This window comes from bacterium, assembly GCA_021372535.1.
In the GTDB taxonomy this organism is placed as follows: Bacteria; Latescibacterota; Latescibacteria; order Latescibacterales; family Latescibacteraceae; genus JAFGMP01.
Genome location: JAJFUH010000040.1, coordinates 1 through 14,118, shown reverse-complemented (window position 1 = coordinate 14,118; position 14,118 = coordinate 1). Strand labels below are relative to the sequence as shown.

The window sequence follows — 14,118 nt, the reverse complement described above, 5'->3', positions numbered from 1 at the left end:
CGTTATTCAGATCACTTTTTCGGTGTATATGTCCTCGGTGGCTCAGGACCCGAGTAGAGAATCGACTCATTATCGAGCCGGAAGAACGAGCCCGCTTTCTGCTCGATGAGCTGTCCGAGAATACCGGCCGAGCGTGGAATGATAAAGAGCGCCTTGCCTGCCGAAGGCGGAATGCCCATCTCGGAGATGACCGCTCCGATAGCGCCGTCCACGTTGAGACAGAGCCCGGCGGCTTTGTCTTCCTGGAGGATTTTTTCAACGGCTTTTGCGAGGGCAATGTGACGATCTCCGTATCCGTGCTTATACGCCAGGCCGAGGAGCGCCTCCGCACGGGGATCGGTACCGTAAAGGCTGTAATAGCGGTGCCCGTAACCGGGAATACGGCGTTTTTCACCGCCTAATTTCCCCGTATAACTGTCGACGAGCCAGCGCGCTTTTTCTTCGACAGTACTGTCGGCAGGGAGCTTTCCGGCCTCGACCTGAAACGCGAAAGCGGCTCCTTCTCCGGCGCCTGCGTGGGTGTCGCCCATAGCGGTGATACCTGCGGCGAGGGCGGTTCTCAACGGTACTCCGCCGGAATAGGACGTAATGGCCGCCAATGAGGATGGAACGGCGGGTGTGTGATCCACACAGGCGGCAAAAATGCCTCGGAAGATATCCGCTTCACCCGCTGTCGCCTTGCGTCCCGTAATTGCTCTGAAGAAAATGCTCTCAAGATGGCTCTCGCCTCCGGGATTAAATTCGCCGCACAGGATATGCCCGGCAAGCGCCATGACCCACCCGATAAGCACGACCGCAACCGCCTGCTGGGGTGAAAATGCCGCTTTGAGGTCTTCGTGGAACAGCTCCACCGGAACGCTCTCCTGGCAGAGAAGACCCGCGCTCACAGCCGAATTGAGGGGATTGCCGTGACGGACGCTCTCGATGGCCGCCTCGATAGCAATTCTCGAGAGCGGCATATTTTTAAGATGGAAGGCGAACAGACGCTTGAGGAGATTACGGTCTTTTGTCTTCGGATCCACCTGTCTGAGAACCATTAAAATAATTTCTTCGATGGGAGCGCTCATGATGAGCTCGGTATACGGATAACCGAGCAGGTACGGCTGACCATCGAGGAGCCTCGTGATACCGGTGCTCATGGTAATCGCCCGTATCTGGCGCTTCATGCTTTCGAGCTTCGGTTTCGAGATGCTCACGAGCTCGGGTTTCTCAAGGTCTTTTTCCTCGAGGTGGCTGCCTTCCTCCTCCTCGTTGAGAATCGTACCGACAATATCACCAAGCTCATCGGAGCTTCTCGCCATGTTTACACCCGCAGCACCGAGAGCTTTCATCTTGTGTTCGTATGTGCCGATATTCCCTTCACCTATAACAGCACCGGCATGGCCCATCCGCGATCCCTTGGGAAAAAAATGCTCGGCGCCGACACCCGATATGAGACCGACAACGGGTTTGGGATAGCGGGTTTTTTTGATATATTCAGCCGCATCCTCCTCGTAGCTGCCCCCGACCTCGCCGTTGAGCACGACGAGTTTCGTTTCGGGATCGTCCCGGGCAATTTTGAGAAGATCGACAAAGTTGCTCCCGACAATGCGGTCACCGCCCATGCCAACCACCGTGCTCGTTCCGAAACCATGACGGTTGAAAATCTGAGTGGCTATCGACAGACACATGCCGCCGCTTTTCGAGAAAAGCGCGATTTCCCCCGAATAGAACACTCCCGGATCGTTTCCGCCGATTGCCCCGATTTTAACCCTGTCTTTGGGACAGATTATTCCAACCGATGATGGACCAATGAGATGAACATCGTGCTGACGGGCAACCTGAACAATTTCGGCAATATCGCGAACCGGAATACCCTCGGTGAGAATATTCACGAGCCTGATTTTCCCCTTTCCGATCGCATCGAGCGCCGCATCACGGGCAACCTGACGGGGAACTGTTATGAGAGAAACGTTAATGTCCGGGTGATGTTTGAGCGCCTCTTCCACGGTTTCGTAGACCGGTATGTTGTAGATACGGGTCCCGCCTTTCCCGGGAGTCACTCCGGCAATAACCTGAGTTCCATAGTCGAGCATGTCGCGGCAGATCACGGAACCCTGTTTACCTGTTATCCCCTGTATGAGTATCTGGGTATCCTTACTTGTGAGCATTCCCATGTTTTTCTTCCCTCAATATTTTTTTGTAGTTATTAACATGATGGATAAGCAGCTGCGCGGAGTCGCCAATCGATGTTTCCATACCCCTGAGGAAAATATTGTACTTTTCATTCCTGCGTATCATCCTGAGGGTACTGAAAGCCTCCATGTCACGGAGGCCGGCGCGCCGCACCACAATCGGAATACGTTTGTCGAAACCTTCGGTCTCCCTGATCCCGTTCATGATTCCGTTCACGAGCGTTTCGTAAATGTCGGTGAAATTGGCCCGTCCGCCAACAATCCAGATACCGTTGATCTCGCCGGGATACGATAACGCGATCTTCGTGAGTCCCCGCACCTTTTCCGAGGTGGGATTACCGCTGTATTCGGTGAATATGGCAGGCCTGCCGCCGTACAGGTAGATGCTGTCGAGCGCCTCGCTGCTCGTTCCCCCTCCCGAAGCGAGAACAACGATGTCTCCCCCCGGAATCTCGTAAAACATCCGTCCTGCAGCGCCCCGGGTGTCCATCTGATCGTTTTTAAGGGCGAGCATTTCAATCTGAGTCGTTTTACGGGAGAAATCACGGCGTTCCGGAAGTTTCAGGGCTGTCTGCCTGTAGAGCGCCTCATCATCGATCTCCATTTTGGAATCGACGGCATAGAGGAGCCCCCGTTTAGTGAGAACAAGCGGATTGATTTCGGCAAGGAGGGCATCGTTTGTATAAAAGCACTTGAACAGTTTGAGCATCATATCGGCCAATTCCTCCACATCTCCCCTGACCCCGGCCCGCGCAAGAATCTTATAGGCCTGTTTCGATTTCAGACCGGCATGAATATCGATGGGCTCCATAATCACCGATGCCGGTTCTTTCCGGGAAAGCTCCTCGACATCCATGCCGCCGCGCTGTGAGAAAATGACAACGGGAAGGTCACACCTGTATGTTATCGACAGATAATACTCCTTTTCGATGGAAACAAAATCCTCCACAAGAACACGGGAGACTTCCTCGTTATGGAAGGTGACGCCGAGAAGCGAATTCACCGCCTCACGAAGTTCCTTTCCGTTTTTGGGAAAGGCAATTCCCCCTCCTTTGCCTCTTCCACCCTTCAGAATCTGCGCCTTTACCGCCTTTGGCCATGATCCTTCCTCAAGGCTCCCGAGATCGGTATCCCTGTCGACAACCCGTCCTTCGGGAACTCGTATTCCCGCTTTCCTGAACAGAATTTTCCCTTCATACTCATAGAGTCTCATTTAGGCACTGCCTCCTCGCTGACATTCATCATATGGAAGTGATCCAAAAGGCATTTCTGTCTGTTTCTCAGGTGTTCATCCAGCAATCGTATCAGGTTTTTTTCATTCTGCGCCAACATGGCATTCCAGATTTTTTCATGTTCGGCAAAATTTTCACGGGCAAGCTCTTCACGGTTAAAATGAAGAATCCGCATGAATTTTGCGAGGTGATCGAGCTTTTCGAGCATCTCCCTGAGCCGTGCATTACCGCTGCAAGTATTGATCGCCCGGTGTATCTCACGGTCGAGCTGGAGTTCCGCCTCGATAAAATCCGCACCCTCGGAATCATGACAACTCTCGATAAGGCGGTTGATTTTGCGGATCACCTTGTCGGGGATATTCCCCATCGAGCGCCGGGCGGCATATACTTCGAGACACCGCCGGATCTCATACAGCTCAGTGATATCCCGGGGAGTGATTTCTTTGGCATATGCGCCGCGCCGGGGATAAAAAACCACGAGCCCATCCGACGCGAGCCGCAGGAGGGCCTCACGAACCGGTGTACGTGAAACCTGGAGCAGCGAGGCGATATTTTCCTCGCTCAGTTTTTCGCCCGGTTGTATTCTGTGGTTAACGAGCAGTTCGAGAATAGCCTTGTATACCCTGTCGGAAAATGAAGACTGGTCGAGTTCAAACTGGATGGTATTCATACGGGGCCGGACCACATGAAGGTAAAAAGTTAAACATTGTGTATTGTATATTGTATACAATATCTTTTATAACAATCTTACTGTCAAGATTTTTTTGTTCACGTATAACGCCAAAGATAAAAAAAAGAGTCTTTGTACGAACCTCTTTATATTTTTCTTCATCCACAAAATCATTATTGTTTCAGGTATGATTCTGAGTTATTATTTCAGTACTTATATCAATGAACCGACACAAGTATGATAAGGAGAGGGATCATGAGAGTTTTTTTTATGTATGTTTTCCTTACCTGTCTTTCTTTCATGTCTATGGCAACAGGCATAATCCACGCCCAGGAACAGAAAAAACTCATCGGCTCACCGGATGTCATACCACCCGCCACCGAGGCGATGCAGCATGCCGATTTCTGGATATCGAGAATAAATAGCGATCCTGACAGAGTGATTCTGACCCCTCAACAGATCAAAGAGCTTAACAAAAAAAATCTCACACGCCCGCTGGAGGGGACGGATATCAACGGTAATCCGTACTCACTGAAAAACCTTACAGACAGGGGGTACCAGTCCCTCCAGTTCTATCGCATCGATCCGCTTGCCATTCAGTCGGTATCCGGAGACAGCCTCAGAAAGGGGTTACAGAGCGGTATTGATTATGTCACGAAACGCGAGTTATGGGACCGCCGTCAGATACCGTTTTCCGAAACCATGAAACAGGACATTATCGATGCAATGGATGTGAATTCCATCCCTGACAGAGTCAATCCGCATTATGGTATCATTGTCTCTCATGGTCTCGAACGCTCGGTACCATCGCATCTCACCGCATTCGGTTCACAATTCAACTGGCTCGACATGTTCCAGACAGGCTCCCTCGAAACGGGGATGCCTGTGGCAGTTCTCCACCAGTCAAAAAGTGGAGACTGGTATTATGTCAGGTCTGAATTCTCATACGGGTGGATACCTGCCGCTCAGATCGCAGTAGGAACGGAAAAACAGATCAGGCACCTTTCCGAACCCGATAATTTCATCGTCGCACTCGCCCATAAAGTCCCCGTATACTCCGATAAAGAATGTAAAACGTGGCTGACAGACTTCTACCAGGGTGCGAGGCTCAGACTCGAAAAGAAGAATTCTACGGTATACCAGGTCCTTGTCCCGTACAGACGCCCGGACGGCACGCTCGATGCGGTAAACGGCTGGGTCAGGCAGGACGCCGGTGTGAATGTGGGATTTCAGTCCTTCACGCAGCGGAATATCCTCAACACTATTTTCCCGCTCCTCTACCATCCTTATGGCTGGCATGATTCCTTAAACGAACGTGACTGCTGCGGAATCATCAGAACCGTATACAAAACCTTCGGTATATATATGCCGCGTGGAACCATTCATGAGCTTCTCTGCGCCGACCATGTAAACGTTTTTCCAAAAGACACAACCAAAGAGGTGAAGTACCGGTATCTGGACAGCGCCGAATCGGGAATAACCCTGTGCGGTTTCAGCGGACACATCGTGATGTATCTCGGGAAAGTGGACGGCATCCATTACGTTATTCACTCGAACGGTTACAGCTACCATGACCCGGACGGGACAGAAATCCGTGTCGCCAGAGTGAGTGTAACCGATACGGAGCTCGAAGGCGGCGGAAATGTCGAGCATTTTACGGAAATTTCTACGTTCAGACCATGAAAACAGGCATAAGGCATAAGGCACAAGTGAAAAAGACGGGGACAAAGTGACAGAGGGACAGAGACATTTGTGAAAGATGCCAAAACAAGTTCGTCATGACAGTGCTCATGTCACCCTGAACTTGTCTCAGGGTCTTTCTGTCTAATCAATATTGTAGTCATATATAATCTTTTCATACATAAATCCGACATGGGAGAGCACAATGAAAGTAATAAACGCAATTATTGCCGGATGCATTGTTTTTTCGGTTTTTCTGAACGGGCTGTCAAGCGCACAGGTACAGACCAAACTCGTGGGCGCACCGGAAATCGTTCCCCCGGCAACCGAAGCGATGCAGCATCCCGAATTCTGGATTTCACGGATCGATGGAGATCCCGATAAAGTCTTTCTGACACCACTCCAGATCAAAGAGCTCAACCGTAAAAACCATACGAGACCACCGGAGCGGACTGATATAAACGGCGCGAAAAAAACATTTGCGCCCGTGCTTCTGGATGGGAATTTCGCCGGCATATGCTTTAATACGGAAGACCCGCTCGCCATCCGGTCGATAACCGGAGACAGCCTCAGAGTCTGGCTCGGACGCACTCGGAAATACCTGGAAAGCGGGGATTTTTGGGACAGGCGCCAGATACTGTACCCTGCGGCACGGAAACGCGAACTCATCGAGTCGATGGACGAAACGTCGATACCCGCGGTTGTAAAGCCGCAATACGGCATCGTCGTGGTTCATACACTCAACCGCATCGTTCCTACCCATGAAAAAGTATACCGTTCACAGTATGGCTGGCTCGATGGATTCCAGAATGCGGTTTTTGAAACGGGAATGCCGGTAGCCGTTCTGCACCGGACAAAAAACGGCGACTGGTACTATGTAAAATCGGAATATGCTTTCGGATGGGTTCCGGCATCCAGCGTAGCTACCGGAACAGTCGAGGAAATACGCCGTCTATCAGATCCCGACGATTTTATCGTTGCGCTCGCACACACGGTTCCGGTTTACGGCGACAGAGGCTGTAAAACATGGGCAAGGGATTTTTATCAGGGCGTGCGCCTCAGGCTTGTGAAGAAAACCGTGGAAGGTTACGAGATTCTTGTACCGTTCCGCCGCGCGGACGGCACCCTCGAGGCTGTTCCGGGGTGGGTCAAGCCCGATGCGGATGTGAGCGTCGGCTTTCAGCCTTTCACCCAGCGTAATATCATTACAACGATTTTCAAACTCCTCAACCGTCCCTACGGCTGGGGAGGCACCGACCACGAACGTGACTGTGTCGGCACCATACGGTCGGTTTACCGGACATTCGGTATTAATATGTCGCGCATGACCTACTTTGAGCTCTATTTTCCCGACAATGTCATCGTATTTCCCGCGGACACCCCGAAAGAAGTGAAATACCGCTATCTCGACTCGTGCCCGCCGGCAGTCACGGTGTGCGGATTCGACTGGCATGTCGTCATGTATCTCGGTAAAGTGGACGGCGTTCACTACATTATTCATCAGAACGGATACAGCTACCACGACACCGACGGAACCGAAATCCGTGTCGGCAGAGTGAGCGTGAACCATACGGAACTCGAGGGCGGAGCTGACATAAACCGCTGGACAGAACTGGCAGTATTCAAATGATATAAATCTGCCGGTGATTGTTGACAATGAGGCGGTATCGGGGGAACATGAAGATACCGTGTTACCCATAAGAGGGCTGTGAAAAAGTATATTTTTCACGAGCCCCATAACGAAATGTGTTGTTTTGTTGCTGTCAAGGGTATGCAAATCGGCACTTCGTTCAGACCCTTGACAGTTATTGCTCCGGCGAATAAAGAATGATACCGGAAGTAAAAAAAACATGGATTCCCGCTTTCGCGGGAATGACGGCTTGGTGCGCAGTTACACAGATTGTATCGAATCACCTTCATAGGGCTCAATTTCCGAAATATATTTCACCGTTTAAGCGCCGGAGCAATAATATCACCGTAAATGGTGTTTATCACAACGCTTTTGAAAGACTTCATGTTCCGGATGGCTGGTAACATCAGAACCTGAAGAGATAATCGATCTTCACCGTGGCCCTGTTCTCGAGTTGTGCATACTCACGGGATTCGTCCCACAGACCGTTATAAACAAAATAGAGGTCGCTTCCGGGTTTCGGTATGTAGCGAAGCCGGAAATTACAGTGTACTTTGTTTTGTTCGTTATTCCATTGGATATAGGTGCTTGTCGTCAGATTCGGCGATATGTTTATTCTGATTTTAGTGCCGTATTCCCGCGCCAGAAAGCCGCTGTGGTCATTGAACGCGATTTTATTATACGTTCCCTCGGTGGAACACTGGAAGTATCTATGGACATTGAACAATAGTGACGACTGTATCAAGGCACGCCTTCCATCATAATAATCACCCCACTCCATCGTCGTATCGACCGAGAAAAATCTGCTTGTAGTCGTTTTCAGATATGCCTCAAGGTTCCACCACTCGTAGGTGCCTTTCGGAATAGTAACATCGTTAAAAATGTTGAAGTCTTTGTCGAGATATTCATAATGCTCGTCAAGTTTTATCCCCATGGTGTCGTAGTCTGTATTTTCTATTCCGAAAATGGTAAACGAGTTCAGCCGTTCCAATAAAAATCCTTCCTTATCTGTCAAATAATCGAGGTTTACAGGAGTGATGATAATTTTTTTGAAGAACGGAGAGGATGTCCGCGGAGTGAAGCTTACAACCTGTAAAAATTTCCTGATACCATACCGTCTGACAAATCCTACTTCGGGATTGAAATTGTCGCCTACAAACTGAAAATTGGTTTCGCCGTTCATTAAATCGTTCGGAAACCTGAGCGCTATTTTTCCCGCGAAATTATCGCCGGAAAGTCCGGGTGTTACGGTTCCGGCGTACCAGCCACCGAATTCGATGTTTTTATTACGAAGAAATCTTCCCGATCGATAGGTAAAGTCCATTCCATAGGCCTGATTCCGGCAATCGTTCTGTTCAGTGAGATTCGTGGCCATAATTCCCACATACGAGTTTCTGAAGATATCTTTTTTCACCCGAACCACGTCATACCGTGTTGAAGAAAAAGCCTCCATTTTTTCCGTCTGCATGGACAGAATGCCGAGCTCGTATCCACCGGCCTTACCGGTAACTTTTCCCCCGGCAAGAATTGGAACAAGCTTACGGTCGGGTGTCAGGCCGATTCGCCGTGAATAAAATACCTGTGCGAGCTGTTCTCCATTACCGAAATCGAAGATTTCTCCGCCTTCGAGGAAAAAGTTCCTTTTTTCAGGATAATAAAGGTTAAACCGGGTCAGGTTTATCTGTTCCTTGTCGGCTTCGATCTGGGCGAAATCGGTATGTGTCGTTACATCGAAAGTCAGGTTTGAAGTAATACCGTATTTAACATCGAGGCCATACTTGCTGTCATTTTTATCAGGTTCTTCTTCCTGTTTCCCTGTACCGGAGAGAATATACGGCTTGAATTCGAGTTGTCTCCCGCTCTGAACATGTTCGAGTCCAACGAGTTTTCCTTCTCGTGACAATTGTGTCATCCCGTCATTCAGTCGCCAGCTTGTCCAGATATACTGCGTGAAAGCTTCCCTTTGAAGAGCACGGCTGAAGTTGACACCCCATACCTGTTTTTCATCATTCGGGAATCTCAGCGTTTTGAAAGGGATGACTATTTCGGTAGACCAGCCGTTTTCCAGTACTTTTGAGGAAGCGTACCAGACACCATCCCAGTTGGAATTCGTGGTTTTATATCCGGTAACGACCGCATCCGCGATGGCGCCGTTGGCATTCACCCTGAACTCCCAGGCGACCCGCTGACTGTTATAAGTATCGAGCGACACCATGAAATGATCGTCGAAAACAAGCTCGCCATCACGAATCAACTCATGTCGAATGATTTTTTCCGGTTCGGAATCGTAACACATGACACCAATATACAGGTTGTCATGATCATAGAGAATCCGCACCTCCGTTCTTTGAGCCGGTTCTATTCCTTCCACGGGCTCTCTCTGGACAAAATCAGATGTCGGCTCGACAGATTTCCAGGACGGTTCGGTAAGAAGGCCATCGATTTTCAGTGGCTTGCCGACAAAAGAGGCGGTAAGCACTTTTTCTCCGTACAGGTCCCGTGTATAGCTGTTCCCTGTTGTTTCCGCCTCCGCTTTATGTACTGAGCACAGCATTGGAATGAGGCTACAATACAATAATAAAATTATAAAATATCTCATTTCTGTTCCGGTACCATGTCCTTTAACAGTGAACCCAGGATTTCTCATGCCAACATGATAATCAATCAAAATTCTTCACATTCTTATTGATAACGAATATTATTTTCAAACAATTCAACAGCAAGTATTTTCTTCCTGCCAGCAGATGTATTTACTACGTACATGCGTGTTAAACAGTAAAATACTCCGAGTAAAACATATCCATTGAATCAATTCTGCTTTTCTGTGGGGGAATACAGGTTAAAAAAGGGACAAAGTAGCAAAAATGACCGAGGGACAAAGGGAAAAGCGATACAATCGTGCTCAGGAAACGGTTACCGTTGTGCTGAACATGGTGTAGTTATCGCGTTTTGCCACGAGGTAATAGGTGCCCGGCGGAACATCGTTGAACGCATAGCTTCCGTCCGACAGGCTCACCGTATAGAGGTCGACACTTTCATTGGCATTGTAGAGACGGAGAAGAACGCCCCCGAGGGGATTGCCGCTCTGATCACGAACCGTGCCTGAAACGGATGGCGGAACAGCGCCGACCGCCTGCACCCAGTAATAGTATCGGGCACCGACCAGGGGAACACAATCGGCATATTCTCCCGTTCCGGCGGTCACCGAGTCAATGAGCACCGTATAGTGCCCGTCCCATGAATTGAGCGAATCGATTGAAGAAAACCGTGTCAGCGGTACCGGAGCGGTCGGAGTACCTGCCCGTGAGCGGTATATTCTGTACCAGTCCACGTTTCCGCCCGTTTCGGAAGGTGAGAGAGTCCACGTGAGCCTGAGATAGTGGCCGTTGTCGTTCGGTATATCGGAGACCTTCAGCTGCGACGGGGGTTCGAGTGCAGCCGCCGATTTCGCGGCATAGACATAACTACTTGCGGTTTGCCATATCAGCGCGCCATTACCATCGCACAAAGGCGAGGCACTCTGATCGGTGACTTTCCAGGTTACCGTGAGTGACCCCGGGCGACTGTCCGATCCATCATCATGCGAGGATGTCGGCCCGGAGCCGCACGATACGAGCAGAAGAGCGGCGAGGCCGAGAATCGCCGTCAGAAGATCGTATTTATAAGCTTTGAACACTATTCATATCCTTCAATATGCGATACACATCCTAATACGTTCCGAAAAACCCCTGCCACAGACCGTGGTGACAATGCAGTGCCGACATGTGCCGCGATTACGGCCGCCGCACGATTCTGAAACCGACCTGGAAGTCTTTTGTGTCAGTCGGCAAGCTATGACGGTTCTCTGATCGACATTCTTCCGCCCGTGTACCCCAGCTTCCTCCGCGAACAACATGGTTTGATCCATACAGAGGACCGATGGGATTGATTTTGTTTTCGGATGACCCGCCGAAATACTGGCTGTCGTCATAGCTTCCGTACCAGTCATTACACCATTCCCACACATTCCCGTGCATGTCATACAATCCCCATGTATTATAGCTGTCCGAGGCGCTTTTCTGGAGCTGAGCCACAGGATGAGTGGCGGCACTACTATTCACCCAGTACCAGGCGGCTTTCACCAGGTCGCTTTCATAATCACCGACATAGTACTTGGTTGATTTACCGGCACGGCAGGCAAATTCCCACTCGGCTTCAGTCGGTAACCTGAAACCGTTCCTGCTGTAATCGCAGTCATAGGTATGCCAGCCGACTTCGGTATAACACTGCTGCAAACCCATTTTGCTGCTTAAAGAATTACAGAATAACACCGCATCGTTCCATGACACCTGTTCCACAGGCCGAGTATCCCCTTTGAAAAACGAGGGATTGGTACCCACAACGGCTTCGTATTGAACCTGTGTTATCTCTGTCTGGCATATCTCATAATAAACAAGAGTCACTTCATGGGGCGGTGCTTCGTCAGCTTCGGAACCATTCTGTCCCAACCAGAAACTACCGCTTTTTACCTCGATCATGTTGATGCTTGACGCTTTGACTACCGTGGTGTCGGGAAGGCTTTCCCATCCCCTGTTGTCTTTTACCACAAGGGAGAAATAGTAATCACCGGGAACCGGAGGAGTAAAATACGGGTCCTCAACCATGGAATTCGAAAGCGTTACGGCTGTTCCTCCAACCTGTGACCATACATAGGAGGAAATCGAACCATCGCTGTCGCTCGACAGAACGCCCCGGAGCCTGACAGAAGGAAATGCCATATTTGCGCCTGCCACAACAATCGGCTGAACAGACATGATTTTTGCCACCGGAGGTTTGTTGCGGGCATCGTATATCCACCCACAGTAATCGGTGTGTACATCAAATACTTCGGAGGAATCGTTTATGACGACACTATAGTTTACGATCGAACCTGTTTTCCAGGTGTTGCCTTTTGCACCCGCATCAAACTGAACCGTAACAGTTCCGTATGGTATGGGGTCTAATGTGTATTGACCGTACGAGTTGGTTGTGATCGAATTAGCCGACGGTGTACCATCGGAGTTGAGAACACTCACAATTACCTGTGACAACAGCGCTCCCGAAGTTGACGAAACCGTCCCCGAAATAACTCCCGATTTCGACAAATGCATAACCGGCGCGGTAACAACGGCTCCGGCGGTCTGAAGGGTGACCGTCGTTGAAACCGGCGCATACCCGTCATAAAGGGTGACAAGTTTGTAAACGCCGAGGGGAACATCGATAATGGTATACGCTCCGAGCGAATCGGTTATTGCCATATACGAGGTACCGGCAATATATACCAGAATACCCGAATCATTATTCGATCCGACTATATCAGCGGTACCCGACAGAAGCCCTGTGGCAGTGAGTACGACATTGACAACCGTCGGCGCGCCCTGAGCGACCGTGACATTGGCGACCTTGGCGAGATGATCGGAGGCACGGCGGGCAGTAAGAGCATAATCACCGGGCAGGACACTGCTAAATTCATACTTGCCTTCCTTATCGGTCACCGTTGTCATGGCATCCGATTCGGAAAGGGAGATTTTCTCCTGTGGCACATCGGCAGAAACAGACCGTTTCGCCGCGGCAACACGGTATGTCAGTTCATGATCGATTCCCTCAAGGGTGACAATAATTCCGCTGAAATCCTTCCCGCCCTCATAGGTTATCTGTCCTCTGACCGATCCTGCCCGGCTGTTTTCATCGGGCCCGACAGCAGTATTATTCCGTCCGCAGGAAAAAATGATCAGAACGAATACCAGGAGAAACGAGGCAATAAGTATATACGGACGATAATATGTTCGCATTTTAATCCCCCTTGCGATATTCTCATATAAATTCTTCAAATGAAAAACTCTTTCTTGTACATAGTAATAGTAAATATAGGCACAATATTATCATAATAAAAGTATTTTCTGAGTTTTTCCACCATTCCGACTCATTGATATATTTTTTTTCGTAAATACGCACATTCACAAAAGTTATACTATAGTATTCATACTGTAATCATCAATTATTGATTGTCCACCTGAAAAAAAATATATAAAACAAATCCTCATAAAACCCGTGTTCTATAGACTTTCACTATTATCAGCATTATACCTTCAAACGAAATTATTTTCAGTAACGTGAATCACAAAATGTTCAGAATTTTTCCGGATATACCGTCATGAGGGCGGTGAAAAAGTTTTTTAACACGCTCCATGACCAAATGTGTTGTTTTGTGCTGTCAAAGGCATGTAAACACTGGCCATCCCCTATTTTTATCAAGAACTCTTTTTTATAGGTTACTTCCTTTGCATGACCAAAGGAAGCAACCAGGGAAAGGGCACCCCATGAAAAGCCTTTATATCCGTTCACTGCCTGTTTTTCGGGGATGTGTGAACTCACGACCCCCGGTTAACCGGGGATTAGCTCGCCCGGACAGCACCCATTCTTTGCCCGAAAACCGTTTGTGAACGCGGGGCTTTTCAACGGGTTTATAAATTCACAGGCTTAAATGGTCTATATTCTATTTATAATCAATGTATTACAATACAATTCATCGTAGATTCGTGGTGGGCGCCAGTATGTAAACATGTTTCTGAATTATTGCTCCGGCGAATAAAGAATGATACCGGAAGTAAAAAAACATGGATTCCCGCTTTCGCGGGAATGACGGCTTGGTGCGCAGTTACACAGATTGTATCGAATCACCTTTATAGGGCTCAATTTCCGAAATATATTTCA

8 protein-coding genes are annotated in these 14,118 nt (G+C 49.2%); 2 read left to right on the top strand and 6 right to left on the bottom strand.

The window, feature by feature from the left end:
- Window positions 1–11: 11 nt before the first annotated feature.
- Genes LLG96_04315 through LLG96_04305 form a run of 3 tightly spaced genes read right to left on the bottom strand, consistent with a single transcriptional unit; the run spans window position 12 to window position 4,076 of the window.
- Window positions 12–2,156, bottom strand: a complete 2,145-nt coding sequence (locus LLG96_04315; GenBank protein MCE5249426.1) for a hypothetical protein — start codon at window positions 2,154–2,156, stop codon at window positions 12–14.
- Window positions 2,137–3,387, bottom strand: coding sequence for an acetate--CoA ligase family protein (locus LLG96_04310; GenBank protein ID MCE5249425.1), 1,251 nt, complete (start codon window positions 3,385–3,387; stop codon window positions 2,137–2,139). The genes LLG96_04315 and LLG96_04310 overlap by 20 nt, the downstream gene beginning before the upstream one ends.
- Entirely contained in the window at window positions 3,384–4,076 is a 693-nt protein-coding gene (locus tag LLG96_04305; protein ID MCE5249424.1) for a GntR family transcriptional regulator, read from the bottom strand. The genes LLG96_04310 and LLG96_04305 overlap by 4 nt, the downstream gene beginning before the upstream one ends.
- A 255-nt stretch (window positions 4,077–4,331) precedes the next feature.
- Here LLG96_04305 and LLG96_04300 point away from each other — a divergent pair, with 255 nt between their 5' ends.
- Both LLG96_04300 and LLG96_04295 read left to right on the top strand, forming a co-directional pair.
- Complete coding sequence (locus tag LLG96_04300; protein ID MCE5249423.1) at window positions 4,332–5,759, top strand: SH3 domain-containing protein; 1,428 nt, start codon at window positions 4,332–4,334, stop codon at window positions 5,757–5,759.
- A 202-nt stretch (window positions 5,760–5,961) separates the two neighbouring features.
- Window positions 5,962–7,386 carry an SH3 domain-containing protein gene (locus LLG96_04295; GenBank protein MCE5249422.1) on the top strand — a complete coding sequence of 475 codons (1,425 nt, stop codon included), beginning with the start codon at window positions 5,962–5,964 and terminating at the stop codon, window positions 7,384–7,386.
- A gap of 406 nt (window positions 7,387–7,792) precedes the next feature.
- Here LLG96_04295 and LLG96_04290 read toward each other — a convergent pair whose 3' ends face one another.
- The 3 genes from LLG96_04290 to LLG96_04280 form a co-directional block, all read right to left on the bottom strand.
- Window positions 7,793–9,865 carry a carbohydrate binding family 9 domain-containing protein gene (locus tag LLG96_04290; GenBank protein MCE5249421.1) on the bottom strand — a complete coding sequence of 691 codons (2,073 nt, stop codon included), beginning with the start codon at window positions 9,863–9,865 and terminating at the stop codon, window positions 7,793–7,795.
- Between the two features lie 423 nt (window positions 9,866–10,288).
- Window positions 10,289–11,062 (bottom strand): carboxypeptidase-like regulatory domain-containing protein, encoded by a 774-nt coding sequence (locus LLG96_04285; protein MCE5249420.1) that lies wholly within the window; start codon window positions 11,060–11,062, stop codon window positions 10,289–10,291.
- A gap of 97 nt (window positions 11,063–11,159) precedes the next feature.
- Window positions 11,160–13,196 (bottom strand): SUMF1/EgtB/PvdO family nonheme iron enzyme, encoded by a 2,037-nt coding sequence (locus tag LLG96_04280; protein ID MCE5249419.1) that lies wholly within the window; start codon window positions 13,194–13,196, stop codon window positions 11,160–11,162.
- Window positions 13,197–14,118: the final 922 nt, after the last annotated feature.

Excerpts from the sequence above, each read along its gene's own strand:
- LLG96_04315 (MCE5249426.1), bottom strand. The coding sequence starts at position 2,156 with ATGGGAATGCTCACAAGTAAGGATACCCAGATACTCATACAGGGGATA.
- LLG96_04310 (MCE5249425.1), bottom strand. The coding sequence starts at position 3,387 with ATGAGACTCTATGAGTATGAAGGGAAAATTCTGTTCAGGAAAGCGGGA.
- LLG96_04305 (MCE5249424.1), bottom strand. The coding sequence starts at position 4,076 with ATGAATACCATCCAGTTTGAACTCGACCAGTCTTCATTTTCCGACAGG.
- LLG96_04300 (MCE5249423.1), top strand. The coding sequence starts at position 4,332 with ATGAGAGTTTTTTTTATGTATGTTTTCCTTACCTGTCTTTCTTTCATG.
- LLG96_04295 (MCE5249422.1), top strand. The coding sequence starts at position 5,962 with ATGAAAGTAATAAACGCAATTATTGCCGGATGCATTGTTTTTTCGGTT.
- LLG96_04280 (MCE5249419.1), bottom strand. The coding sequence starts at position 13,196 with ATGCGAACATATTATCGTCCGTATATACTTATTGCCTCGTTTCTCCTG.